The sequence below is a fragment of the Nannocystis sp. genome (genome assembly GCF_016714285.1).
GTDB lineage: Bacteria > Myxococcota_A > Polyangia > Nannocystales > Nannocystaceae > Nannocystis.
Map to the genome: position 1 here is coordinate 736,376 of NZ_JADJNN010000003.1, position 24,788 is coordinate 761,163.

24 protein-coding genes are annotated in these 24,788 nt (G+C 70.4%); 9 read left to right on the forward strand and 15 right to left on the reverse strand.

Going from position 1 to position 24,788, the window contains the following annotated elements; translation table 11 throughout:
- Positions 1 to 31 precede the first annotated feature (31 nt).
- A complete protein-coding gene (locus tag IPJ59_RS10660) occupies positions 32 to 934 on the reverse strand; it encodes a hypothetical protein (RefSeq protein WP_293271248.1) in 903 nt (300 codons plus the stop codon).
- Positions 935 to 966: 32 nt separating this feature from the next.
- Complete coding sequence (locus tag IPJ59_RS10665; RefSeq protein ID WP_293271250.1) at positions 967 to 1,827, reverse strand: ribulose phosphate epimerase; 861 nt, start codon at positions 1,825 to 1,827, stop codon at positions 967 to 969.
- A 116-nt stretch (positions 1,828 to 1,943) separates the two neighbouring features.
- On the opposite strand from IPJ59_RS10665, the gene IPJ59_RS10670 reads away from it, so the two are divergent.
- Complete coding sequence (locus IPJ59_RS10670; RefSeq protein ID WP_293271252.1) at positions 1,944 to 2,339, forward strand: RidA family protein; 396 nt, start codon at positions 1,944 to 1,946, stop codon at positions 2,337 to 2,339.
- 48 nt (positions 2,340 to 2,387) lie between these two features.
- Here IPJ59_RS10670 and IPJ59_RS10675 read toward each other — a convergent pair whose 3' ends face one another.
- Positions 2,388 to 3,272, reverse strand: a complete 885-nt coding sequence (locus IPJ59_RS10675) for a DUF2207 domain-containing protein (protein WP_293271254.1) — start codon at positions 3,270 to 3,272, stop codon at positions 2,388 to 2,390.
- 284 nt (positions 3,273 to 3,556) lie between these two features.
- Here IPJ59_RS10675 and IPJ59_RS10680 point away from each other — a divergent pair, with 284 nt between their 5' ends.
- Complete coding sequence (locus IPJ59_RS10680) at positions 3,557 to 5,365, forward strand: radical SAM protein (protein WP_293271256.1); 1,809 nt, start codon at positions 3,557 to 3,559, stop codon at positions 5,363 to 5,365.
- Here IPJ59_RS10680 and IPJ59_RS10685 read toward each other — a convergent pair.
- The 9 genes from IPJ59_RS10685 to IPJ59_RS10725 form a co-directional block, all read right to left on the reverse strand.
- Positions 5,349 to 6,221, reverse strand: coding sequence for an arginase family protein (locus tag IPJ59_RS10685; protein WP_293271257.1), 873 nt, complete (start codon positions 6,219 to 6,221; stop codon positions 5,349 to 5,351). The two genes, IPJ59_RS10680 and IPJ59_RS10685, sit on opposite strands and share 17 nt — an antisense overlap.
- 8 nt (positions 6,222 to 6,229) lie before the next feature.
- Entirely contained in the window at positions 6,230 to 7,165 is a 936-nt protein-coding gene (locus IPJ59_RS10690) for a hypothetical protein (protein ID WP_293271259.1), read from the reverse strand.
- 97 nt (positions 7,166 to 7,262) lie between these two features.
- The gene (locus IPJ59_RS10695) at positions 7,263 to 8,576 is read right to left on the reverse strand and encodes a DUF58 domain-containing protein (RefSeq protein WP_293271261.1); all 1,314 of its coding nucleotides are present in this window, start codon (positions 8,574 to 8,576) and stop codon (positions 7,263 to 7,265) included.
- 30 nt (positions 8,577 to 8,606) lie between these two features.
- A complete protein-coding gene (locus tag IPJ59_RS10700; protein ID WP_293260099.1) occupies positions 8,607 to 9,572 on the reverse strand; it encodes an AAA family ATPase in 966 nt (321 codons plus the stop codon).
- Complete coding sequence (locus tag IPJ59_RS10705) at positions 9,569 to 11,593, reverse strand: DUF4350 domain-containing protein (protein ID WP_293271262.1); 2,025 nt, start codon at positions 11,591 to 11,593, stop codon at positions 9,569 to 9,571. The genes IPJ59_RS10700 and IPJ59_RS10705 overlap by 4 nt, the downstream gene beginning before the upstream one ends.
- Positions 11,590 to 12,378: a hypothetical protein gene (locus tag IPJ59_RS10710; protein WP_293271264.1), complete on the reverse strand. Its 789-nt coding sequence runs from the start codon at positions 12,376 to 12,378 to the stop codon at positions 11,590 to 11,592. The genes IPJ59_RS10705 and IPJ59_RS10710 overlap by 4 nt, the downstream gene beginning before the upstream one ends.
- Positions 12,375 to 13,406: a stage II sporulation protein M gene (locus tag IPJ59_RS10715; protein WP_293271265.1), complete on the reverse strand. Its 1,032-nt coding sequence runs from the start codon at positions 13,404 to 13,406 to the stop codon at positions 12,375 to 12,377. Before IPJ59_RS10715 ends, IPJ59_RS10710 begins: the two co-directional genes overlap by 4 nt.
- Before the next feature lie 4 nt (positions 13,407 to 13,410).
- A complete protein-coding gene (locus tag IPJ59_RS10720) occupies positions 13,411 to 14,202 on the reverse strand; it encodes an RDD family protein (protein ID WP_293271266.1) in 792 nt (263 codons plus the stop codon).
- A complete protein-coding gene (locus tag IPJ59_RS10725) occupies positions 14,199 to 14,753 on the reverse strand; it encodes an RDD family protein (RefSeq protein ID WP_293271268.1) in 555 nt (184 codons plus the stop codon). Before IPJ59_RS10725 ends, IPJ59_RS10720 begins: the two co-directional genes overlap by 4 nt.
- A 205-nt stretch (positions 14,754 to 14,958) precedes the next feature.
- On the opposite strand from IPJ59_RS10725, the gene IPJ59_RS10730 reads away from it, so the two are divergent.
- From IPJ59_RS10730 to IPJ59_RS10740, 3 genes are read left to right on the forward strand one after another with little or no spacing between them, the layout of a single operon-like run.
- On the forward strand, positions 14,959 to 16,509 hold the full coding sequence (locus IPJ59_RS10730; RefSeq protein ID WP_293271270.1) for a hypothetical protein: 1,551 nt from the start codon (positions 14,959 to 14,961) through the stop codon (positions 16,507 to 16,509).
- Between the two features lie 44 nt (positions 16,510 to 16,553).
- Positions 16,554 to 17,597, forward strand: a complete 1,044-nt coding sequence (locus IPJ59_RS10735) for an AAA family ATPase (RefSeq protein WP_293260078.1) — start codon at positions 16,554 to 16,556, stop codon at positions 17,595 to 17,597.
- A complete protein-coding gene (locus IPJ59_RS10740) occupies positions 17,594 to 18,430 on the forward strand; it encodes a DUF4435 domain-containing protein (protein WP_293271272.1) in 837 nt (278 codons plus the stop codon). Before IPJ59_RS10735 ends, IPJ59_RS10740 begins: the two co-directional genes overlap by 4 nt.
- A 5-nt stretch (positions 18,431 to 18,435) precedes the next feature.
- On the opposite strand, the gene IPJ59_RS10745 is transcribed toward IPJ59_RS10740, so the two are convergent.
- Positions 18,436 to 19,305 (reverse strand): SMP-30/gluconolactonase/LRE family protein, encoded by an 870-nt coding sequence (locus IPJ59_RS10745; protein WP_293271274.1) that lies wholly within the window; start codon positions 19,303 to 19,305, stop codon positions 18,436 to 18,438.
- Positions 19,306 to 19,472: 167 nt separating this feature from the next.
- Here IPJ59_RS10745 and IPJ59_RS10750 point away from each other — a divergent pair, with 167 nt between their 5' ends.
- The 3 genes from IPJ59_RS10750 to IPJ59_RS10760 all read left to right on the forward strand — a co-directional run bounded on the left by IPJ59_RS10750 (position 19,473) and on the right by IPJ59_RS10760 (position 22,413).
- Entirely contained in the window at positions 19,473 to 19,904 is a 432-nt protein-coding gene (locus tag IPJ59_RS10750; protein ID WP_293271276.1) for a hypothetical protein, read from the forward strand.
- A 126-nt stretch (positions 19,905 to 20,030) separates the two neighbouring features.
- Positions 20,031 to 20,522, forward strand: coding sequence for a hotdog fold domain-containing protein (locus IPJ59_RS10755; RefSeq protein ID WP_293271278.1), 492 nt, complete (start codon positions 20,031 to 20,033; stop codon positions 20,520 to 20,522).
- 181 nt (positions 20,523 to 20,703) lie between these two features.
- Entirely contained in the window at positions 20,704 to 22,413 is a 1,710-nt protein-coding gene (locus tag IPJ59_RS10760; RefSeq protein WP_293271280.1) for an AAA family ATPase, read from the forward strand.
- 75 nt (positions 22,414 to 22,488) lie between these two features.
- Here IPJ59_RS10760 and IPJ59_RS10765 read toward each other — a convergent pair whose 3' ends face one another.
- Both IPJ59_RS10765 and IPJ59_RS10770 read right to left on the reverse strand, forming a co-directional pair.
- Positions 22,489 to 22,668, reverse strand: coding sequence for a zinc ribbon domain-containing protein (locus IPJ59_RS10765; RefSeq protein WP_293260063.1), 180 nt, complete (start codon positions 22,666 to 22,668; stop codon positions 22,489 to 22,491).
- Between the two features lie 20 nt (positions 22,669 to 22,688).
- Positions 22,689 to 23,465 (reverse strand): hypothetical protein, encoded by a 777-nt coding sequence (locus IPJ59_RS10770; RefSeq protein WP_293271282.1) that lies wholly within the window; start codon positions 23,463 to 23,465, stop codon positions 22,689 to 22,691.
- Positions 23,466 to 23,643: 178 nt separating this feature from the next.
- Between IPJ59_RS10770 and IPJ59_RS10775 the strand changes: the two genes are divergently transcribed.
- Positions 23,644 to 24,726 (forward strand): 5'-3' exonuclease, encoded by a 1,083-nt coding sequence (locus IPJ59_RS10775; RefSeq protein ID WP_293271284.1) that lies wholly within the window; start codon positions 23,644 to 23,646, stop codon positions 24,724 to 24,726.
- The last annotated feature ends 62 nt before the right edge of the window (positions 24,727 to 24,788 follow it).

Below are 24,788 nucleotides of genomic sequence, written 5' to 3' on the forward strand. Positions count from 1 at the left end.
CATGGGGTCGTGCCAGGGGAGGCAGAGCTGGTTATAGGGGGATGGCGCAGACGCCGACGTCTTGGTATTCGGGTGGGATCGGCATCATGGGGTCATACCATTGGACGCACTGCTGGTCGGGGTTCGGGCAGGGGGCGCCGGGGAACTTGCAGAAGGGTTGGCAGCAGCCGATGATTTGCGGGTCGCAGGCGATCGAGGCGGCGGCGGTGTTGAGGCAGAGGAGGCCCTTGTCGCAGCTGTTGGCGAATTCGCAGGGGTCGTTGGTTTGGCCCGCGTCGCCCGAGTCGTCGGATACGCAGATAAATTCGTCGGCGTTGGGGATGCACAGCTCGGTGCCGGGGCAGTCCTGGAGCAGCGGGTCGCAGGTGGGGATGCACAGGTTGAGGACGCCTTCCGAGGAGATGTAGCACTTGAACATTGGCGGGCACATCGGCTCGGCGGGGGTTCCGGTGCACAGGCCGACGCAGGTGCCCTGGTTGTTCTCGTCGACGTCCCAGCACATCGAGCCGAGGCCGCAGTCGTCCATGCCGGAGACGCCACCGCCCTGGGTGGCGCAGGGGTCGCCAGGGGCGCCGTCGCCGGTGATATCGACGCACTTTGTCGCGTTCCAGGCGCCGCCGCCGCCCTCGGCCCAGGCGGCGCACTTCTGGCCCCTGGGGCAGTTCTGCGTGAATACATTACAGTCTTCGCGGATCAAGATATCGCCTTGAATGATGAAGTCGTTGGCGTGGGTGGTGCCCGTGGCCGTGGTGGTCGTCGTCGCGTCAGAGCTGGTGCTGGTGGACTCGGGGCTGGTTGTGGTCGGAGCCGAAGCGGTGGTGGTCGTGCCGGGTTCGCTGGTTGCGGTGGTGGTCGTCGTGGCGTCCTCAGGCGGCGCCGTGACGGGGCCACAGGCGAGCAGGGCGGTGAGGGGGAATATCAGGGTGTTGCGCATGGGGCACTTCGAGCTGGTGAGGGGCGCATGGATTACAGTGGGATGGCACAGATTCCGACGTCCTTGTATTCGGGCGGGAAGGGGCCTTGGTTTGGGTTGAACCATTGGAGGCACGCCTGGTCGGGGTTCGGGCAGGGGGCGTTTGGGAACTTGCAGAAGGGCTGGCAGCAGCCGGTGAATTGCGGGTCGCAGGCGCTCGAGGCGGCGGCGGTGTTGAGGCAGATGAGGCCCTTGTCGCAGCTGTTGGCGAACTCGCAAGGGTCGTTGGTTTGGCCCGCGTCGCCCGAGCCGAGGACGCAGATGAAGCCGTCGCCGATGGGGATGCACAGGTCACCGTCAGGGCAGTCCTGGAGCAGCGGGTCACAGTTGGGAATGCACAGGTTGAGGACGCCGCTGGCGTCGGAGCTACAAGTGGACTTGGCTGGGCATAGTGGATTCTCGGGGCTTCCGGAGCAGAGGGCGATGCACAATCCGTGGCCATCCATGTCGACGTTCCAGCACAACGAGCCGAGGGCGCAGTCGTCGATGCCGATGAGGCCGTATCCTTCGGCGGTGCAGAGGTCGCCGGGCGCGCCGTCGCCGGTGATATCGACGCACTTCGTCGAGTTCCAGGCACCGCCGCCGCCGTAGGCCCAGGGGGCGCACTTCTGACCCTCCGGGCATTCCTGGGCGTAGGGGTCGCACTCGATGGTCGTGGGGAAGTCGTGGAGCTTGGTGATGAAATCGTGGGCGGTGTCCGTGCTCGGCTCGGGGTCGGATGTGGCGCCCGTCTCCGTGGTGCTGGTGGGTGTGGGGTCGTCGGTGCTCGAGCCCGCGGGGCCTGTGGCGTCCGTGTCCGCGGCGGGGCGGCAGCTGAGGAGGAGGGCGAAGGCGAGCAGGAGCGGGCGGGGCATGGCGCACCGCACAGGGTCTCATAACTTGCTTAGCTTTCACAACAACCAAAACGCTTTGCCTGGAGTGGTGGAGTTTGGGCTAGGCGGGTGGTTTCGTGCCTGGTAGGGTGCGGGGTATGGGGCACGAGCACTTTGAGCGGGTGTATTCGCGGGCGCCGTGGGAGCAGCGGGTCGGATATTGCCGGGCGTTGCGGGCGGGGGACCTGGTGTTTGTGACGGGGACGGCGCCGGTGGATGAGTCGGGTGCGGGGGTGCATGCGCCGGGTGATGCGTATGCGCAGGCGCGGCGGTGCCTGGAGCTCATTGAGCAGGCGATCGCGGCGTTCGGGGTCGGGCGGGCGCGGGTGGTGCGGACGCGGATGTTCGTCACCGATATCTCGCGCTGGGCCGAGTTCGGGCGGGCGCACGCGGAGTTCTTTGGTGAGCACCGACCGGCGACGACGATGGTCGAGGTGAAGGGGCTGATCGATCCGGCGATGTTGATCGAGATCGAGGCGGACGCGGTGTGCTGAGGGGTTCCACTGCCTCGCGTCGTTGTCATACCGGTGACACGGCGGAGATCAGTGGCTGCCATCCGCGGCGTCGGATGAGCTGCTGCGAACGGGCTCACGAGGGGCAGTATCCGCGAACCAGTGGTCCTGCGCGCCCGGGGTGATCGCTTGCCCGTTCTGGCCGAGCACTTGTACTTTGGCCCCCCAGACGGCAGGGACGCCATAAAGTCCACCGGCCCACATGAGATCATGCCACGAGAGGGGGCGCCCTGCGTGTGCCTGACCCAGTCTACCCGGGTTGGATCTGGTGAGGTGGCCAAGTACGAGCGCATAGAGCGGGTAGGTCGTCGAGAGCTCCTCGCTGCGGATCCAGAGATACTGAATTGCGCCCGAGACGACGAGGGTGATCACGGCCCCGTTCGAGGCGCCCAGGGGGCCGAGCCAGGCTGCGGCCGCGAGGCCGAGGCCCAGGAACACCAGCGCGATCCAGTGCGTTCGCCTCCTGTTCGCGGCCGGAGGGCGGATGGAGGCGCGTAGCCCTCGATCCCGCAAGATCGACTCCATCGAACAGAGGGGAGCGAAATCTCGGTGCTGGAAGTATGTATATGGGTCAGGGCGCATCCGGTGGTGGGTGACCGCCCACGCGAGGGCGGATTGCTCATACAGGGTCGGCAGGGTCTCGTTGGGACGGATGACGTCCACCGCACCGTCCACGAAGCGCACGATCCCGCGAATGAGCAACGAGTAGACCGCCAACTCGGCCGCGCCGGGCAGTCCTCGGCGCAAGTAGGCGAGGAGAAACGGGGTGGCAGGGTCCTGGGGCGGAAGAGCAGCGGCGACCTTCCCGTGGAGGGCGGGGTCTATCGGCAGGTTCGACACGTATGTGTGCCAAATGGACCATACAATGAAGAACAGCACCCAATCGAGAGATATCGTGAGCGAGACGTTGATCATCAGATCATGATCGTCCACAGGTGGGGACCTCCGGGCGGGGAGCGGGCGAGTCAGGTGTGATCGGCATGAGGGGGTAGCCTATAGTGCGCGTTACACGAAGCGCGCGCGCTGGTCAACCGGCGCTGCGATGGACCCGCTCAGCCCTGTTTGCGAAGGCGAAACGCGATGGCCAAGAGAGATGCGGCCTCGAGGTCCGCCTCGATCCGCAGCTGGACCTCCCATTCGTAGTGGATCCCTCCGTCGGGGTGTCGCGCGTGGGCCGGGGGCCCTGTAGGCTGTCGCTTGTGCTCCGGGGATCTGTCATCACGAACCGCCGCTGTAACCAGGCGTGTGGGTTTTGCGACGCGCGGCGGGCGAGCGACGACCTGCGGGAGATCCAGCTCGACGCGGTGCGTGGTCGGATCGACGCGCTGATCGCCGGCGGGGCGCGGGAGGTGGTGTTGACGGGGGGTGAGCCGACGATGCGGGCCGACCTCGTGCGGCTCGTCGGGCACGTGCGGGCGGGCGGGGCGGCGGCGATCCTCGATACGAATGCGACGCTGATCAGCGAGGCGAGCGCGCGGGCGTTGGCGGCGGCCGGGCTCGCGCTGGCGCGGGTGCACCTGCCGGGATGGGGGAGCGAGGCCGACGCGATCACGCGGGATGACGGTGGCTTCGCGGCGACGCGGCGGGGGATCCGTGCGCTGGTCGACGCGGGTGTGGAGATTGTGGCGCATGTGCCGGTGGTCGCGGCGAATCTGGCGACGCTTTCGGGGCTGCTCGAGCGCCTGGCTGCGGAGGAGCCGGCGCTGCGGCGGGTGCTGTTTGTGGTGCCGTTTGCGGGGCCGGATGCGACGACGGTGGCGCGGCTGTCGGACGCGGTCGCGGCGCTCGAGGAGGCGGCTCGGCGGGGTCGCGAGCTGGGGTTGGAGGTGGCCGTCGATCCGGCGACGCCATTGGCTCCGTGCCTGTTTGCGAGCGCGTCGCAGGCGGCGGAATTGGTGACACTCAGTCGGGTTGCGAGCCCGCGGGAGGGCCTCGGTCACACGCCGGCGTGCGAGGGGTGCGTGGCGCGGGGTGGCTGTCCGGGGCTGCCGGTCGGGGCGCTGGCGCGGGGCGAGGTCGTGGCGCGGGCGATCACGTCGGAGCGGGTTCGGCGGAGGTTGACGATGGTGGGTTCGCTGGCCGAGCAGATCGGCCGCGAGCTGGTGTCGATCGAGCAGGTGCGCACGATCACCGGGGAGCTGGCGCTGTGCCACACGGTGCGGGTCAACTTTCAGTGCAATCAGGCCTGCGAGTTCTGCTTCGTATCGACGCACTTGCCGGCGGCCGCCGAGGATGATGTGCGGGCGGCGATCGTCGCGGCCGGGCGGCGCGGCGCGGTGGTCGCGATCTCGGGGGGTGAGCCGACGCTGAACCCGGGGCTCGTCGACTATGTGGCGCTGGCGCGGCGCTCGGGGGCGCGGGAGGTCGAGCTGCAGACCAACGCGACGCGGCTGGGCGCGGGCGATCTCGCGGAGCGCCTGGCGGCGGCGGGGGTCGACACGGCGCTGGTGTCCTTGCACGGAGCGACGGCAGAGACCTCGGATGCGATGACGCGGGCCCCGGGGACCTTTGTGCGCACGATCGAGGGCCTCGATCAGCTGGCGCGGACGGCGATCCTGACGCGGGTCAACTTTGTTGCGACCGCGAGCAATCACCACGAGCTGCCGGAGCTCGTGCGGCTGGTCGCGGAGCGCTGGCCGGCGTTTATTGTCACCGTTTCCTTCGTCGCGTCGCACACCGACCTGGTGCCGCGGACGACGACGCTGGTCGCGCGGATGACGGAGGTCGCGCCGTCGCTGGCGCGGGCGCTGGACCTCGCGGAGGAGCTCGGGGTGCGGGTGACGGGGTTCGAGTCGATGTGTGGGGTGCCGGCCTGCTTCGTGCCCGAGCGGCACCGGGGGCGGGCGTTGGCGCGGGCGCTGGCGACCGAGGATAGCGGCGAGTTCGTCAAGGACCCGGCGTGTGCGGGGTGTGCCGCGAATGGCGTGTGCTGGGGGCTGCGGCGCGGTTACGCCGAGCTGCACGGGACCGGCGAAGTGGCACCATTCGCGGTCATGCCGCGGGTGTAGATTGCGAATAGGCCGCGTGGCACTCCTCGAGGGTCGCGTCGTGGATCTGCAGGACGGGTTCGATGGTGCCGGCGACGTCGCGGGTGTAGCCGCCGGCGAGGTTCCAGGCCAGGGGGATGCCGGCGCGGGCGAAGTGTGTGAATACCATGCGGTCGCGCAGGCGCAGCTGCTCGCGGGTGAGCACGCCGCCGAGGGGGTCGTCGATGAAGGGGTCGGCGCCGGCCTGGTAGAGCACGAGCTCGCGGTCATTGAAGCCGGCGAGGACGTCTGGGAGGTCGCGGAGGAAGGCGTCGGCGGTGGACGCGTCGTGGTGGTGGGCGCCGAAGGTCCAGTGGTGGATATCGGTGAGTCCGAGGCGGCGGATGATATCCTCGGTGCCGTCGCCGTAGTGCGCATCAATGTCGAGGATCCCGATCTTGCGGGCGAGGCCGTCCAGCTGCAGGACGCGGACGGCGACCATCAGGCCGTTGAAGGTGCAGAAGCCGCCGGCGCTGCGGTGGCGGGCGTGGTGAAAGCCGGAGGTGGGCGACACGGCGACGCCGCCGTGGCGGGCGACGTGGCGGGCGGCGCTGACGAGCGAGCCGGTGGTCCAGGGCAGGGTCGCTGCGACCTCGCGGGAGCGGTTGCCGAAGCCGTTGGCGTGCGTGCACGCGAGGATGCCGTCGACGAAGCCGCGGTCGTGGGCCAGCGCGAATTGCTCGGGCGTGGCGGGCGTGACCGGCATGCGGGAGATCGGTATGTGGGAGCGCTTCCAGCGGGCCATCACCTGGGCGGGCTTGCCGGCGCTGGGGCTGCTGGAGATGTTGGCGTCGGTGTGCTGGCGCGGGTCGTAGTATATCGGCAGAGGCGTCGACATGGTGAATCTCAGCGGTGCGCGGCGAGCTCGGCGAGGACGCCATAGAATGGTTCGCCGCGGCCCTCGATAATCACCTGGCCGAGCTCGACGTTATCGTCGTCGCCGAGGAGGTTGTGGTGGTGATAGCGGGCGGTGGCGAGGGCCGTGATGGTGGGGACGCCGAGGAGGGTGTGGAGGACGGGCGGGCCGGGGTGGAGGTGGAGGCGGTGGCCGGGGCGGAGGTGGATCGGGTGTTCGAAGCTGCCGGCCGTGATCGAGAGGGCGGGGAGGCCGTGCCAGCCGTAGCTGTAGGTGGCGCAGGTCTGGCCGAGGAGGTCGCCGAGGAGGCGGAAGTTGTCGCCGCAGACGGACGCGAGGAGGACGGCGGGGGCGGGGTCGTCGCTCGGCGGGGTGGCGATATAGGCGTAGTTGCAGAGCTGCTCGCCGATATGGACGGAGACGGCGCCGGGGCCGTCGATGGTGATGCGCTCGCCGTCGATCTCGACCCAGCCGCGGTGGTACACGCGGGGGTGGTCCTCGACCGTCATGCGCAGGAGGGCGAGGCCGAGGGTGTCGCTGCGCAGGGTCGAGGACTCGACGCGCAGGGTCAGCTCGAAGGCGACGTGCTGGAGGCCGAGGTCGGGGCAGTCGCCGCGGCGCACGTCGCCGGCGACCCACTGCGGGTTGCGGCCGAGGACGTTGCGGCTGCGGTCGAGGTCGGCGGGGCCGGTGGCGAAGGGCGACCAGGCGGCGCTGTCGGACTCGACGTTGAGGGCGCGCAGCTTGCCGTGGGAGTCGGAGAGGAAGACGCGGAGGCAGCGGCGGTGGTTGTTGTCGCTGCGGACGATGTCGAGGACGAGCAGGCGGCCGTCGGCGAGGCGCAGCGTGTGATAGCTGCAGGTGTAGGGCTGCATGTCCGGGCCGGCGTCGGGGGCGAACAGGGCGTCGGGGGATTGCAGGGACATGGGGCGAGGCTGCCACGGGGCGGCGCGTCGTGGCAACGAGCGGGTCAGCGCGTCGGGGCCCGCGATGTCGCGCTGTGCCGCGTTGCTGCGTGGCCGGTCACAGCATCTGGCGGGCCTTGACCTCGAGGTAGCGGTTGATGAGGCCGGGGGAGAGCTCGCGGGGGAGGATGTCGAGCACGAGGGCGCCGGCGCGTTTGAGGTCGCGGATGAGGCGGTCGCGCCAGCTGAGCATCTCGGCGGCGGCGGCGGTGATGTAGGGGCGGTGGTCGGTGAGGGCGAACTGGTTGGGGGAGATCTGGACCAGGGCCTCGAGCGACGGGTCGCGGAGGAGGACGATGAGCGGGAGGTGGCGGGGGAGCAGGCCGCGGGTGAGGCGGAGCAGCTGCTGAGCGGCGTTGTGATCGAGGATCTGGGTGAAGAGGACGACGAGGCTGCGCTTGCGCAGGCGCGGGCCGATCGCGGTGAAGGCACCCTCGTAGTCGGTCTCGACGAGCTCGGGGTGGACGGCGAAGAGGGAGCGGATGAGGCGCTGGGACGCGCTCTTGCCGGGGCCGGGCGGGAGGTAGGTGAGCACGCGGTCGGCGAATGTCATGAGGCCGACCTGGTCGCCGCCGCGGCTGGCGACGTAGGTGAGCATGAGGGTCGCGTTGAGGGCGTGGTCGAAGAGGGAGAGGCTGTCGCTCTCGGCGGTCATGAGGCGGCCGGCGTCGAGCATGAAGACGACGCTCTGGTCGCGCTCCAATTGGTAGGTGCGGGCGATGAGCTTGTGGCGGCGGGCGGTGGCCTTCCAGTCGATCTTTCGGTACTCGTCGTCGCGCTGGTACTCGCGCAGGGCCTCGAACTCGCTGGCGCCGCCGCGGCGACGAGTGGCCCGGGCGGCGGCGTCGCGGGACTGGCGGGCGAGCAACTCATAGTCGCGGACGGCCTGGACGTCGGGGAAGATGCGCACGGGTTGATTGGCGGCCTGGGTGATCTGTCGGGTCCACAGGCCGAGGGGGGAGCGGTAGCGGATCGTGTGGTCGCCGAGGGCGTAGGTGCCGCGGCGGCGGGGGACGACGCGGTAGCTGACCTCGGCGCGGGCGCCGGGGCGCAGCTCGAGGGCGAGGGGGAGCTCGGGGGCGCTGGCGTGTTCGAACAGGTCGTCGGTGACCTGGACCTGGAGGCGGCGGCGGGTGCGGGAGCGCAGCTCGAGGGTGACCTGATTGCTGCGGCCGATCGAGAACACCTCGCGGCTGCTGCGGCGGACCTCGACGAGCGGGCGGCGGGCGAGGAGGGCGTCGGCGAGGACCAGCAGGGCGATGAAGGCGTCGGCGGCGAGCATCGGCCACAGCAGGCTGCGGTCGGCGAGCGCGGCCATGGCCAGGCCCAGGGGGACCAGCATCAGCAGCACGAAGATGCGCGAGGGGATCACGGGGCGTGGTCTTTGGGACAGGTACGAGGATTATGCGGCGGTCTTGGGGACGCGGGCCTCGTTGAGGACGGTCTTGATGCAGTCGTCGGCGGAGGCGCCCTCGAATTCGGCGTCGGGGTGGAGGATCAGTCGGTGGCGGAGGACGGCGGGGGCGAGGGTCTTGATGTCGTCGGGGATGACGAAGTCTCGGCCTTCCATCGCGGCGCGGGCGCGGCTGGTGGCGAGCAGGGCGATCGAGCCGCGGGGGGAGGCGCCGAGGAACACCGAGCGGTGGCTGCGGGTGCGGGCGACGATATCGGTGATGTAATCGAGGAGGTCGTCGGTGACGCGGATCTGGTTCAGGTAGGTCTGCATGAACACGAGGTTCTCGCCGGTGATGACCTGCTCGAGGCCGACGTTCTCGAGGGCGGCGGCGTCGAAGCCCTTGACCACATTGGCGAGCAGGCGCTTCTCGACCTCGCGGCTGGGGTGGGTGACGTCGAGCTTCATCAGGAAGCGGTCGAGCTGGGCCTCGGGCAGCGGGTACGTGCCCTGGGACTCGACCGGGTTCTGGGTCGCCATGACGAAGAAGGGCTGGGGCAGCGGGCGGGTCACGCCGTCGCTGGAGACGCTGCGGTCAGCCATGGCCTCGAGCAGGGCGGCCTGGGTCTTGGCCGGGGCGCGGTTGATCTCGTCGGCCAGCAGCAGCTGGGTGAAGACCGGGCCGGGCATGAACTCGAACTGTTGTTTTTGCTGATTGAAAATGTTGCCGCCGGTGACGTCGCTGGGCATCAGGTCCGGGGTGAACTGGATGCGCTTGGCGACGCAGCCGAGGACGCGGGCGAGGGCGCGGACCATGAGGGTCTTGCCGAGGCCGGGGACGCCCTCGATGAGCACGTGGCCGCGGGCGAGCACGCCGACGAGCACGTTGTCGATGATCTCGTCCTGGCCGAGCAGGACGCGGCCGACCTGGGTGCGGATGTTGCTGCAGATCTCGGCGAATTGTTGGGGTGTCATCGGGGTCCTCCCACGAGGCGAACGAGGCGGGCGAGGTCTTGCATGAGGCGGAGGTCGTCGGCGGTGGCGGTGGTGGCGGAGATGGAGGTGGCGTCGCGCAGGGAGCTGGCCTCGACGAGGGTCTCCATGACGCGGTTCTCGTCGTCGCCGGTGCGGCCGGCGATCGCCTGGGCGAGCGGGTAGATGCCGGGCGTGCGCGACATCAGGGTCTTTTCGCGGAGGCGCTCGAGGGCCCAGACGGCGTAGAGGCGGACGGCGTGGCGGCTGGCGCGGGCGCGGGCGTACTGGTGGCCGAGGGCCTCGACGTGCTCGGCGAACTGGCGGCGCGAGCGGGTGGGCGGGTCGTGTGGGCGGCCGAAGCGGATGCCGCGGCAGAAGTAGAAGACGGCGAGCAGGGCGAGCAGCTGGAGGATGACGGGGGTGAGGTGGGTGTTGGCGATCGCCTCGGCGGGGGTGTCGGCGCCGAGGTCGAGGAGGCCGTCGGCGAACTCGACCTCGCGGGGGCCGAGGTCGCGGAGGAAGCGGATGAGGAACTCGGGGTTGTCGCGCAGCATGAGGGCGCCGGCGGTGAACAGGCGGTCGTCGGCGAACACCGTGACGTCGCCGCCGCGATAGCCGCGCTCGTGCTGGATCGCGTAGGGGAAGCCGGGGGCGAACTCGAGGAGGGTGGTGCCGTCGCTGCGGGTCGGGACCAGGTAGCTGTCGTCGGCGGTGATGAGGTCGAGCTCGGTGAGGCGATCGCTGAAGGCGGCGCTGACCTTGAGGTCATGTCCCGGAGCACCTGACTCGTAGGACATGCCGAGATCGGAGGGGGCGGGGCGGCCGGCGATGACGAGGTGGTGGCCGTTGTCGGCCCACTCGAGCAGGTGGGCCCACTCCTCGTTGGTGGGGAAGGGGGAGTCGTGGAGGAGGACGAGGGTGCGGCCCTGGTTGTCGTCGCCCAGGGCTTCGTTGGGGTTCAGATCGGCGAGGGCGGTGGTGCGAAACTTGATGGTGATGTCGTATTTGGCCGCGAGCTCGATGACCGCGTCGGCGCCGGAGGGGGAGTGGTCGAAGGGGTAATTGCGGGTGTCGCAGGACAGCAGATTGACGGCGAGGAGGGCGAGGAGGGCGGCGCTGCGGCGGGTGGCGATCGGGACGACGCGCTGGAGGACGCGCTCGTAGAGGCTGGCGTCGGGGCGGGTGGTGCCGAACTGGGCCTGCTCGACGTCGCGGACGATGTCGCGGACCTCGCGGCGGAGCTCGGCCTCCGACTGGAGATCGCGGACGTAGTCGCCGTTGGTGCGGAAGGGGGCGACGCGGATGAGGCCGTCGTGGTCGAGGCGGTGCAGGAGCGCCGCGTGGGCGCGGTGGATCGCGCGGGCGTAGTCGCCGGCGCTGGCGGCTGCGCGGGCCTGGTCGAGCAATGTGTTGACGTCGCGGGCGAGCTGCTCGCTGTGGTCGTCGCGGGCGGGGGCCGGGCCGAGCTCGTCCTGCGGCGGGGGCACGGGCTCGGCCTCGTCGGGCTTGTTGCGGGTGCTGTTGCGGGCGATGAGATAGATGATGAGCAGCAGGCCGGCGCCGAGGATGACCCAGAAGATCGCGTAGCCGAGGCCGCCGAGCGGGGGCAGCTCGAAGGGGTCGGGCTCGGGCTCGACCAGGCGCTTCGGGACCTTGCGCTTGCCGCTGTTGCCACCGTCGGATTTGCCGTCGCCGGTCGGGGTGGACTTGTCGGGGTCGCGGTCGCCGTCGCCGGTCTTGCCGTCGCCGCCGTCACCGCGGGAGAAGTCGAGGCGGCCGGGGTTCAGGAGCTGCGAGCGGGGGGCCTTGCAGGCGCTGGGGAAGGTCTGGCAGCGGGCGTTGTGTTCGGGGCCGACGGGCGGGCACCAGCCGGCCTCGACCTCGGTGAGGGGATAGTTGGGGTCGTGGCAATAGCCGTACTTGTCGCGGGCGAGGATCTCGCGGGCCTGGTTGTTGGCGTCATCCAGGGCCGGTGGCGGGCTCGCGGCGGCGAGGGCGACGAGCAGGGTGAAGGAGATCATGGCGTGGTCTCCTCGCTGGCGGCGGCGATGGCCATGAATCTTAGCTGGATGTCCCAGCCGTCCTGGCGGGTGCGGCCGTCGATGTAGGCGAGGAAGCGGGCGGTGGCGACGAGCGGGAGGGCGGCGAAGAAGCCGACGAGGGCGTAGGCGGAGCCGCCGTACTCCCAGAGGTCGCCGAAGGGTTTGCCGAGCTGGAGGACGCCCTCGACGAGGCCGCCGAGGAGGAGCTCGCCGGAGACGATGCCCATGGCGACGACGACGGTGCTGGCGGTGCAGGTGACGAGGGCGGCGCCGAACTTGTGCTTGACGAGGGCGCTGGCGCGGCGCAGGGCGGCGATGGGGCCCTGTTGCTCGAGCAGGACGGCCTCGTACACGAAGGTGTGCCAGACCCAGACGAAGAACGCGCCGATGAGGATCAGGCCGCCGATGCTGAGGAGGATGCTGTGGATGAGCAGGGCGCCCAACAGGGCGGGGAGGCGGCGGAGGCTGTGGCCGATGATCGAGAGGACGCCGGGCCTGGCGGCGAAGAGGAGGCGAGAGGCGGCGACGGTGAAGACGCTCTGGGCGAAGGCGGCGAGGCCGATGGCGCAGCACCAGACGGTCGGCCATTCGCCGTCGGTGATCGCGTGGACGTAGCCGCAGAGGGCGAGGCAGGGGACGAGGACGAGGGCGGCGAGGCGGAGGTAGAGCGGCAGGGCCACGGCGGCGCAGAAGCGGAACGCGAGGTCGAAGATCTCCGAGGGTGTGCGCGGGCGGAGGACCACGCGGGCGCCTTCGAGGTTCACGGGCGACCTCCGGGCGTGGGCGTTGCGACGATGCCCTGGCTGCCGGCGCGGAGGCCCGGGCGGGCGGTGGTGGTGCTGCGACCGGCGAGCGCGAAATAGAGGGTGAGGAGGATCGTGAACACGCCGGCGAGGGCCCACTTGGCGGGCGGCGGGGCGGCGGAGGGCGACCAGAAGGCCTCGAGGCCGGCGGCGATGAACAGCATGATCGCGGCGCCGAGGATGATGATTGCGAGGTCGCGGCCGGCGGCGCGGAGAGAGCCGAGGCGGGTGCGGCCGCCGGTGTCGACGAGGGCGTAGCCCATCTGCAGGCCGGCGCCGCCGGCGATGGCGATGGCGGTGAGCTCGAAGGTGCCGTGGGTGCAGACGAAGGTGAGGATGTTTTTGCCGTGACCGGCGGCGATCACGTGGCCGAGCACGGTGCCCATGACCACGCCGTTGTAGATGAGAAAGAACAGGCTGCCGAAGCCGAGGAGGATGCCGGTGGCGAAGCAGCGGAAGGCGATGCCGACGTTGTTATGCACGTAGAAGCCGGCCATGCCGGCGTCGGTGGATTCGTCGCGGCCGGTGTGGGCCTCGCTGTACATATCGGCCATGCCCTGCAGCTGCTCGCGGCTGAGGACCTGGTAGGCGAATTCGGGGAAGAACAGGGTGGCGACCAGGCAGAGGACCATGGGCGCGAAGAACAGGGTCATGCCGAGGGCGAAGAAGCGGCCGTTGCGACGGAGGGCGCGGGGGAACTCGCGGGCGACGAGGTCCCAGGCGGCGGCGATGCGGTAGGGGGGTGCGGCGTAGAGGATGTTGTGGGCGCGGCCGGCGAGGCCGTCGAGGTAGCTGACGAGGTCGGGGGTGAAGCCGACGTCGCGGGCGTGGACGAGGTCGGCGCAGGCGCCCCGGTAGAGGGCGGAGAAGCGGGAGATGTCGGCGGCGGGGAGCTTGTGGAGTGGTTTGCCGGAGGTGAGGATATCGCTGAGCGCGGTCCATTCGCCCTGGCGGCGACTGACGAACTCGTCCTGTGTCCACAAGCGCATGGGGTCACGCGGTGCGGCCGATGGCGCGCAGGTAGAGGAGGGCGAGGAAGCGGGCGGAGTGGGTGTATTGCAGGCCGAGGCGTTTGGCGTAGACCGGGGCGATGATATCGGCGAGCTCCTGCTCGCGGGCGGGGTTCAGGGTGCCGACGCGGCGGAGGAACAGGTCGAGGGCCTCGAGGTCGGCGGAGCTGAGGTCGGGGCGAGCGGGCAGGGAGGCGAGCTCGGCGGCGGAGGGAGGTGGTTGGACCACGAGGCCGTGGCCGATGCGGCCGGGGTCCTCGACGACCACGACGGTGCCGGCGACCATGTCGCCGAGGCGGCGGAAGCGGGGGTCGAGGCCCATGACGAGGAGGCCGACGCTGTAGGCCATGGGCAGGAAGTCGGCGGCGCGGAGGAGGTTGCGCAGGGCGATGTCGAGGAAGCCGGTGGGGTACCCGCCTTCCTTGAGGACGCGCAGGTGCATCGATCGCTTGCCGGGGGTGCGGCCCGACCAGAGGCTCTCCCAGAGCACGTAGTAGCCCCACTCGACGGCGAAGGCGACGAGCAGGAAGGCGCCGGTGGAGAAGCCCTCGCCGCCGAAGCCGAAGCCGTAGGAGGAGAGCTGGAGGATGAGGCCGAGGATGACGACGATGATGCCGCGGATGGCCAGGTCGATGAGGTAGGCCATCATGCGGCGGCCGGGGCCCGCGAGCTGGTAGCGGAAGCGGATGTGCTCCGGCGTCTCGATCTCGGCGACGGTGTCGAGGGGCGGCGTACGGGCGCCGGGAGGGCTCGCCTGCGCGCGGGCGTGGTTCATGCCCTGGGCGCCACGATCACGCGGGTGCCGGCGATGTGGTCATGCAGGCAGCGGCGCTCCTCGCCGAAGATCATCAGCGGGTTGACGATGCCGACGATCATGCCGAGGACCGGGATGTTGGACATGGCGCCGACGACCCAGCTGCGCAGGATGACGCCGTTGACGAAGCCCACCGGGGAGCCGTCGAGGCGGACGATCTTGATGCCGAGCCAGCGCTTGGCGATGCTCTGGCCGGTGGTCGCGATCAGGACCCACTGGTAGATCATGAAGGCGAGGACCATCAGCGCCATGACGCCGATGAGGCCGTAGACCATGAGCTCGGCGTCGCCGAAGCTCATGCTGCCGCGGCTGTTGTAGACCATGAAGCCGAGGATGAGGCCGGCCGGGGCGGCGGCGGCGACGGCGAGGAGCGCGTCGATCAGCACGGCGCCGAGACGGGTGCCGCGCTCGGCGAGGACGTACTCGCCTTGCTGCTGCTGCAGGCCCTGGTCGATGTCGGCGGTGGGAGGGGCGTACGGGTTGAAGTTCGAACCGGGCTGCTGCTGCTGCATGAATGGACCTGCTCTACGCGGTGACACAGGGCACCATGAGCGGGCGCCGGATGTCAACCGCGGGGGGCGGGATGTCTCTTGGGTCAGCTTCGGCCCGGGTGCGGTCCGGTGCGGGAGGGCCGGCCCGCGGCCCGATCGCGGGGCACGGACGGGGGTTGTGAAAGCGCTTCACTCGCGGGCGGGCGGGTCGTGTATCCTCGCCGCGGTGCGGGCGTGGACGAGCGGCCTCGTGGTGTGGGCGCTCGGCTCGTGCGGGGCGCCGGATCGCGAGCGTGCGCCTGAGCGTGTGGTGGGCGCCGCGAACGATGTTAAGGTCGCGCGGCGGGCGGAGATCTCGGGGGCGAAGAAGAAGGTGAGGCCGCGCTGGCGCGGGACGCAGGTGGAGGCTGGACCGACGGGGCCGTGGCCGACGCGTGTGCGGTGGATCGCGGCGGGTGGGGGTAGCACGCCGGAGTTCAATCAGGTGTCGATCGAGCAGGACCTCGGGCTCGCGCGCGAGAGCCTCGGCGCGGGCGGGTTGCTGCTGTTCGCGGGCGGGCGCGGGAGCCATGGCGTGCAGGTCCAGGCGGAGGCGCCTGGGGACGCGCTGATGGCGAAACTCGCCGACCTGTTCGAGCCGCGCGGTGGTCGGGGGGCGAGCTACCGGCCGACGGTGCTTGCGGTCGATGCGGCGGCGACGGTGGTGAATCTGCGGGCGGCGATCGAGGCGGCGACGGGGGAGCCCGGGGAGCCGCTGTTGGTGTATCTGGCGGGGCACGGGCAGCGCGGCGAGCTGCCGGGCGATGCGACGATCGAGCTGTGGGGGCAGGAGGTGCTGGCGGCGAGCGAGCTGGCGAAGCGGCTCGATGCGCAGCCGCGGCCGGTGCGGATCGTGCTCACGAGCTGCTTCTCGGGCGGCTTTGCGGAGCTGGCCTTCGTCGAGGCGGACGCGCAGCAGCGACGCCTGGCGCCGGGGCGCTGCGGGCTGTTCGCGGCGACGGTGGAGCGCGAGGCGTCGGGCTGCGACCCGAACCCGGACCGGGCGGCGCAGGAGGGCTACGGGCTGCACTTCCTGCAGGCGCTGCAGGGGCGCGACCGGGCTGGCAAGGTCGTGGCGATCGATCTGGATGGTGATGGGCGGGTGTCGCTGCTCGAGGCGCATACGCGGGCGCGGATCGCCTCGCGGGGGATCGATGTGCCGACCTCGACCTCGGAGCGGTGGCTGCGGGCGACGCCTGAGGTGGGCGGGCGGCCGGTCGCGAGCGCGGCGGCGACGGCGGTGCTGCGCGAGGAGGAGGTCGTGATCGCGGCGCTGGCGGAGCAGCTCGGGCTGACGGGGCGGGAGGAGGAGGCGGTCGCGGGGCTGCAGGCGGTCGCGGAGGACATGTCCGAAGTGACAGGTCGCATCGACCAGGCGAGCGCGGCCGAGGACGCGGCGTACCGACGCACGGCGGCGCAGCTGCTCGCGCGCTGGCCGGTGCTCGACGACCCGTGGCACCCGGAGTTCGCGGCGATGCTGGCGAGCGAGCGGGCTGGCATCGCGGCGGAGCTCGCGAGCAATGCGGCGTATGCGGAGTATCAGGCGGCGCGGGCCGAGGTCGAGGCGGCGGAGGCGGAGCAGGCGACGCTGCTGGCCCGCGGGGCGCTGCTCGAGCGGCTGGTGCGGGCGCTCGAGACGCGGACGCGGGCGCAGCTGCTGGCGGCGCGGGGCGGGGCGGACTGGGAGGGGTATGTGGAGCTGGTGAGCTGCGAGCGCTGGGTGCCGGGGGCGGGGTGAGGCGAGGGTGTGATAGGGTCGCGGGGCAGCGAGGAGCGAGTTGAATGAAGATCCGCGAGGTCCGCATCCGCAATTTCCGCAACTTCGGGGCGAACGCGCGGGCAGTGTCGTTCGTCGATCCGCTGACGCAGCAGGTGCGGCCGTTGTCGGTGCTTGTGGGGTCGAACGGGTGCGGGAAGACGACGGTGCTGGATGTGATCGAGGGGCTGCTGAGCTTTGCGGTTGGAGATTTTGCGCGTTTGAATGCACGTGATCCCCGGGAGGCATTGCGGCGCCAAGGATATGCGGACATCCTGATGGAGTTTCCGGAGGTCGTTCCGAATCCGCTACGAATCGCGCTCGGTCACAAGGTGCCCTCGGCTGATAGGGAAGATCGTAGCATTGAGCAGATCGCAGCGCTCTATCAACAGGACGCGAATGCGCTGGTCACTCACACGGACCAGCAGGAGACCCTTCAGCGGTGGGTGCGTCAGATGGTCGAGGGCGGGGCACCGTTGGCCGGCGGGTTGATTCACTTTCCACACCGACGTTGGGTGGAGCACGAGCAGAAGGGAGCGATCAAGGAGCCTCCGTCTGGCAAAGAATGGTTGTTTCGATTCGAGGGGCGGGATGAATGGGACGGCAGCCTGTCGCAGTTATGGGTGTGGCAGAACTATCTTGATCTCGAGCAGAAGCGCGAGGGGAGACCGAACCTGACGCCGTTCGTGGCGGAGGTCGAAGCGATCCTTGGGCGTGGTCGAAAGGTCGTCATTCGTAACGGGCGTGTGCGCATTGAGGAATCGGGACGAGGTGTCGAACTGCACCAGCTACCTTCCGGCGAGCAGCAGGTATTGACGCTCTTCGGGGAGATCATTCGTCAGCTGCGCCCAGGTGGCGTGTTGATGATCGACGAGGTCGAGATCAGCTTGCACCCGGCGCTGCAGCGGGTCGTGCTGCATCGCCTGCGCGAGCTTGCGAGGCGACACGATCTGCAGATCATCTTGACGACGCACTCGATGGATATCGTCGCCGCTGTCGCGCCCGAGGAGCTTGTGAACCTCGATGAGATGGTGCTGGAGGAGCGGGCCCAGGCCGGAGGTGCGGAGTGAGCCGTTACCCGGAGGGGGAGGCGCTGCTGGCGGCGTGCCGCGCGGGACGCGGGAAGCTGGTCATCGTCGAGGGGGAGACGGACTACGAGGATCCGTGGTTTTATGGGCGATGGTTCGGCGATCTGGCGCGCGAGTTGACCTTCCGCCCGCAGAATGGGCATGAGAAGGTCGTGCAGGCGGTGCGATACCTGCGCGAGCAGCTGCCGCCGACGCGCGAGGTGTACGGGATCCGTGACCGGGACTTCTCGGACGACGCGGCCGTGAGCGCGCAAGCGGAGGCGATCCCGGCGGACGGCGTGCTGTGTACGCGCTGGTACACGCTCGAGAATTATCTGCTGGTCGCGGAGGGCTGGTTCCGGGCGAGCACTGTGATAAACAGGACTGCACTGGCGCCGTGGGACACGGCGGATGCGGTCCAGGCGCAGATCGACGGTGCATATCGGGAATGCTTGCCGCTCGCGGCGTGGAACTATACGCTGCGCTCGGAGTACCAGCGGCTGCCGCGCGATGGGCGGTCTCACATCGAGCATCCGAAGGCGATGCCGACTCAGCCGGAGACGGAGTTGAGCGAATGGGGGAAGGCACGGGGCGCGCCCCGGGCGCTCGGGGATTGTTACAGGGAGCGTCTCGAGTGGCTGGGTGCGGCGCCGCCGAATGAGCTGCCGTGCTGGGTCACGGGCAAAGTCGTGCTCAAGGTGCTGCTCGAGCGCTTTCCGGTGGCCGCTGGGAGGCGGCCGCATGCCCACCACCTGGTGAACCTATATATGGACAAGCATCCGACGCCGCCGGACGAGCACGTGGCGCTGGTCCGGCGGATCGTCGCGGGGCCGTGAGGTCTCTAGAATTCGATGCGGTAGACCGTGCCGCCCGCGCCGATGCCACACCACGCGAAGGTGGCGAGGTCGCGGGCCCGGTGGACGCCGCCGCTGCCGCTGTTGGCGCGGATGACGTCGTCGAAGACCGAGGTCGTGCCAGCGGCCACGTCGATGAGGAGGACCTGGCTGGTGCCGGCGGCGGAGACGGAGGAGACGAGGACGGTGGTCTCGTCGAGGGTGAGGGCGATGCCGGCGGGGTCGCCGACGATCGTGCCAGTGACGATGGTCTCGGGGGCGGAGCCAGTCTCGACTTGATAGACCATGCCGCGCTGGTCGGTGACCCAGGCGGTGCCGTCGGCCATGACGGTCACGCCGTCGAGTTCGGCGGCGGGGTCGAAGCCGGTGGCGATGCGCTCGATGGTGCCGCCCGCGAGCGGGACCTCGAACACGCCGGGGGTGTTGTCGGTGGGGTCGACGCCGGTGAACACGACGATATCGCCGGCGGCGCCGGGGATGAGGTCGAGGCCGCGCGGCTGGTAGGTCGCGGCCTCCGCGATCGCGGCCATGCTGCCGTCGTCGGCGGTGATGCGGGTGAGGCCGGTGGCGTCGGCGACCACGACCGTGTTGGCGTCGCTGGAGATCGCCAGGCTGGTGGCGTCGGCCAGGCCGTCGGCGACCTGGCGCGGGGCGGCGTCGCCTTCGCCTCCGCCGTCGATCGCGAACAGGCCCTGGCCGGTAGCGACGTCCTGCAGGAAGAAGATGACCGTGCCGTCCGGGGTCGGGGCGGCGTCGATCGGGCGATCGAGGTTCTCGGCCGCGGCCCGGACTTCAACGCCGCCGCCGTCATCAGCGGTGGGGGTACAGCCCGACAGGGCCAAGGCAAGGACACTCACCACAACGATTCGCATCGACATGCCGCGCAGTACGGCGGAGCGTGGGGGGTGGATCATTGGGGGCTGGCGGGAGCGATTCCACGAGAAACTTGGGTGCCCGGAGCTTCGGGCGTAGCGTCTCGCGGATGCGAACCTCGCCGTGGTCCTGGGCTCTTTGTGTTTCTCTCGTGCTGTTCGCCTGTGCCGGGAAGAACCCGGCCCATCCGGAGCACCATCACTCGGCGAAGGACCAGACGGCGATCGACAACGTCTGCGGGCTCGAGCAGAGCGAGTGGCAGACGCCGTTCGCGGACGACACGAAGGTGCGTGAGCAGCTGCGGGACGGGAGCGTCGCGGCGACCGGGCGGGAGGCGCTGCGCTCGGTGGGCGCGGACCCTCGCTCGTGTGATGTGAAGATGTACCGCGTGTGTCGGCTGTGCATGGAGCTCGCGGACAACGGCAAGTGCGGGCAGATCCAGGGCGGGGCGATGGAGTTCTGCCTCGAGGGCGGGGCCGGGGCGACGCCGGAAGACGATGATGCGCCAGCGGGCGACGCGGCGGAGCCCGAGGCCCCCGCGGCCCCCGCGGCCCCCGTGGCCCCTGCGGCCCCCGCGACGTAGCAGCGCGTGGCGAAAGTCGACGCGGCCCATCGCTTGGTCGCGCCGCCGCTGGCTTCGTTGGCGAGACTCGCGGGTCTTGTGTGGCGCGGGAGGGTGGTTCAGTATCGCGGGCGCCGAGGGCTCACCATGAAGCTTCCCAGTGCTTTTCGCATCGACCCGACATCGATCCTCAACACCTGGAAGAACCTCGTCGACAGGCCCTTCGGCAAGCAGCTGGTGTCGCGTGCGGTCGGCCTGATGGCGCCGTACACGGGGACGATCTCGCCGCGGATCGTCGACATCGCGCCGGGCTACGCGCGCGTGCAGATGCGGGACCGCTGGGGCGTGCGCAACCACCTCAAGAGCCTGCACGCGGTGGCGCTGATGAACCTCGGCGAGGCCTGCACGGGGCTGGCGGTGATGAGCGCGGTGCCCCCGGGTGGCCGCGGCATCGTGCTCGAGCTCGGCATGACCTACCTGAAGAAGGCTCGCGGCACGATCACGGCGGAGGCCCGCGCGGCGCTGCCGGAGACGCCGGGCTCGCACGACCTGTGGGTCGAGGGTGAGCTGTTCAACGCGACCGGCGAGCTGGTGGCCCGGGCCCGGGCCCGCTGGCGCATCGAGCTGCCGGCGAGCTGATGGCGAGGTACCGGGGAGTTGAGGGAGCGGGTGCCGGCGAGCTCATCGCGAGGTGCGGGCGAGGCCGGCGAGCTGATGGCGAGGTGACGGCGAGGGGGCAGGCTGTGCGTGAGCCTGAAGGGCACGGTCGCGCGCGGGCTCGCTGGCCCGCGGCGGGCCGGCTGCGATAGGCTCGGCCGGCATGTCGACGCCCAGCTCTGCACCGCCCGCGATCATCGTCACGCCGCCCGTCGGGGGATTTGACCGCGCGGGGGTGCGGGAGCTGGTGAAGGAGTCGGGGTTGGCGACGGCGCTGCATCGGCTGGTGCGGGCGCCGTTCGGGCACACGGTGTTGACGCTGCGCTCGCTGGACGCGGTGATCGCCGCGGGGGATCTGGCGCTGCACGCGGGCGAGGCGATGCACGCGGCGCTGCTCGAGGACATCGCGCGCACCGGCTCGCTGGCGATCCCGGAGCCGACGCCGGATCAGCGGCTGTTCATCGGCGCGTTCACCTTGACGGTGCTGGGCGACGCGCTGGCGCCGACGCTGGCCGAGCTGGCGCCGACGCCGGAGTCGACGACCGACCTCGAGGCGGAGGGGCTGGAGGATCTGCTGTGTCGCGCGCCGCGGGCGGCGATCTCGTCGCTGCTCGGGATGGCCGGGAAGTACCTCGAGGTGCAGGCAAAGCGGCAGGCTGAAGCGGCGGCGCCGACGGTCGGGGAGCGCGAGCTGTGGGTGGTGACGAGCCTGCACGCGTTCGTGTTGCAGCTGCACGGGGCGGTGCGTCGGCTGACGCACATGGGCCGGCTGCGGCCCTTCGGGGTGGCGCTGGCGCAGCGCAAGGTGGTGGTGGGGGAGCTGCGATATGAGGGGTTCACGGCGCGCAGCACGGCGGAGGCGGTGTCGGACCTGAAGCCGATGCAGCTGCACGAGGTGGTCGGGAATCAGGAGTATCTGCAGGCGGGGCTGAAGCTGGCGCGCGACGTGGCGGCCTTCGACCTGGCGGCGCGGCGGGGGCCGAAGCAGCTCAATCCGGTGCTGTTCGGGCTCGGTCGGCCGGGCTGCGGCAAGACGATCACGGCGCACGCGATCGGCAATTACTTCCTCGAGTATTGTCGGCAGCGCGACATCCCGGCCCGCTTCAAGGTGATCCGTCGGACCGACTGGGCGAGCTCGTATCAGAACGCGAGCGCGTCGACGCTGGTCAAGATCTTTAAAGAGGAGGTGTACGGATTCGAGGGGGTGTGCGGGGTGTACTGGCCGGACATCGACACGGCCTTCGCGTCGCGCAGCAGCGGGGACCTGCGTTCGGAGGAGAAGAACAACCTGGGGGCGGTGTTCGGGATCTTCGACGGGACGCTGATCCCCAAGGACGGCAAGTGGTTCATGATCTGCGACGCGAACTTCATGCAGATGGATGAGGCGACCCGCTCGCGCATCGCCCAGAACCCGTTCACGGTGAAGGGGCCGACGACGGCGGAGGACTATGTGCATTTGCTGCGCGACGTGCTGCTCCGCGAGCAGCGGGGCTTCGTGGCGGTCGGCGAGGATGCGCGCTGGATCGAGGTGGGGCACGCGCTGGTGGCCGCGGACCTGAGCGGGCGCTCGGTGGAGAGCGTGGCCGGGAACATCCGCGCGACGATCCAGGACTTCGAGTACCCGGACGAGTACTTCCGGGCCAACTTCGAGGAGCGGCGCCGGGTCATCGACCGGCTGTCGAAGCGGGTGCCGATCGCGACGGTGCTGCAGGAGATCGCGGACTACGTGAAGTTCAACCAGGAGGCGGAGGAGAAGGAGGCGCGTCAGCGCTTCGACCGCGAGGTCGAACAGATGGTGCAGCAGCTCAACGCGGGGCGGGCGGCGACGGCGAAGGCCGCGGCGGCGCTCGAGCGCGAGGTGCTCGGGAAGTAGTCACTGGGCGCGGTCGACGACGACGGCGGGCGAGCCGTCGCGGCGGCGGCTGAGCGCGAGGTGCTCGGGAAGTAGTCACTGGGCGCGGTCGACGACGACGGCGGGCGAGCCGTCGCGGCGGCGGCTGACGAGCACGCGCCAGGGACGGCAGCAGACGTCGCAGTCCTGGACCATCTCGCCGCGCTGCTGCGGGTCGATGTAGAGCTCGACGAGCTCGAAGCAGTAGGGGCATTGCACCTGCACGGTGTCGTCCATGGCAGGTTGATAGCACGGGGTCAGGGGCCGAAGCTGCCGGCCATCACGACCTCGAACCATGCGGGGGGTATGTCGTCGCAGGCGGCCCGGTCGTTGGGGCGGGTCGCCTTTGCGACCCAGACGCCCACGGTGCCGCCGAGGTCGACGAGCCCGCCGGACTGGCCGTCGAAGAGCAGCTTGTTGCCGGCCGACCAGGTCATGTCGAGGGCGAGGCGGATGGTGGGCCCGCAGGGGCCGAGGTCGATCGGTGCGCAGAGTCCGTCGACGACGGCGATGGCGACGCCGAAGAAGTCCTTGGCGGTCATGCCGGGCGGGGCGACGTGGTCGGCCTTGATGCCGGCGAGCGCGACGAGAAAGGGGTTGCCCTCGGGGTGGATCGAAAACCACTCGTTGGTCCAGAAGATCTGCTCCGCGCGGTACTCGAGGACCCGCATGTCGCCGACGGCGAGGGTCGGGCCCGACTCTGGTGCCCGCGTGATCAGCAGATCGACCGCCGCGGTCTGGCCGTCGATCGTGCAGTCGAGGCCAAGGGTCCACTGCGGGCCGGCCACGTCGGACGCGGTCACCGTGCACGGGGCCGAGATGGTCCCGGGCGGCGGTCCGTCGTTCACGTGGATGTCCCACAGGGCCATCACGGCAGGGGCATCGGGCTCGCCGCAGGCCGAGTCCCCGGTTGTGGTGCCGGTGTCGGTGGAGGTTTCGTTGCCGGTGTCGGGCGGTGTTGTGGTGCCGCTCGTGGTGCCTGGATCGGTGGTGGTCGTGACCGCTGCGGTCGATCCGTCGGTGGTTGACGGCACGTCGGCGGTGGTCGTGGGCGTGGGGTCGGTGGTCGACGCGGCCGAGCTCGTGCTGGTGTCGGTGGTCGTGGTCCCGGGTGAGGTAGCGAGAGCTGAGCGGCGCGCATGGCCACGAGAGTATCGTAAGCGGGGTGGTCGGCTTGCGGGCGCGATGCGGGCCGGGGTACACCGGCGGCGCATGAGCCCGACACTGCCGCTGGTGGAGGCGCAGCCCGAGTTGCTGGTGATCGATGCGACGGCGTTGCTGTTTCGGGCGTACTTCGGGATGCGACCACGGGTTGCCCCCGACGGGACGCCCGTGGGAGCAGTGTTTGGGCTGGCGCAGCTGATCGTTCAGATCGTCCGCCGTGAGGGGGCGCGGCAGATCGCGCTGGTGTACGACGCCGGGCGGACGACGTTTCGCAACCGCATCGACCCGCGCTACAAGGCGCAGCGCGGCGAGCCGCCGGCGGAGCTGGTGCCGCAATTCGAGCTGGCGCTGCGGCTGGGCCAGGCGCTGGGCTTCGCGGCGTACTCGGTGCCGGACTTCGAGGCCGACGACCTGATGGCGACGCTGGCTCGCGTGGCGCGTGAGGAGGGGATGGCGACGCGGCTGTGCAGCGTGGACAAGGATGTGTGCCAGCTGGTGCGCGACGCGGGGCCGTCGACGTGGGTCGTCGACCCGAAGACGGGGACCGTCGGTGACGAAGCGGGCGTGCGCGAGCGCATGGGGGTGGCGCCGCGGCAGCTGGTCGACGCGATGGCGCTGACGGGTGACAGCTCGGACAACATCCCGGGGGTGCGCGGGATCGGTCCGCGGGCGGCGGTCGCGTTGATCGAGGCGTTCGGCGATCTCGAGGGGATCTACGCCGACCTCGGGCGCGTCGAGGGGCTGGCGCTGCGCGGGGCGAAGGGGCTGGCGCAGAAGTTGGCGGCCGGGCGCGAGGAGGCGTTTCTGGCGCGGAGATTGGTCCAGCTGTGCGACGTGGTGCCCATCGAAGCGGCGGGGCCAGGCGAAGCGGCGGGGCCAGGCGAGGCGGCGGGGCCTGGCGAAGCGGCGGGGCCAGGCGAAGCGGCGGGGCCAGGCGAGGCGGCGAGGCCAGGCGAAACGGCGGGGCCTGGGGACGGGCGCTCGGCGATCCCGACGGGGCCGGGCGGGCTGTCGGCTCGCACGCGGTGGGCCGGTCCGGAGCCCGCGGCGGGGCTGTTGTTCGCGGAACTCGGCAACGACGGACCGCTGCGCTGGGCGCAGCTGCTGCATGGCGTGTTGGCCGGAGCGTGAGCGACAGGCGTGGGGAGTGGCGCTACCCTGGGGCATCCCGTGACCGATCCCGCGACCGTCCC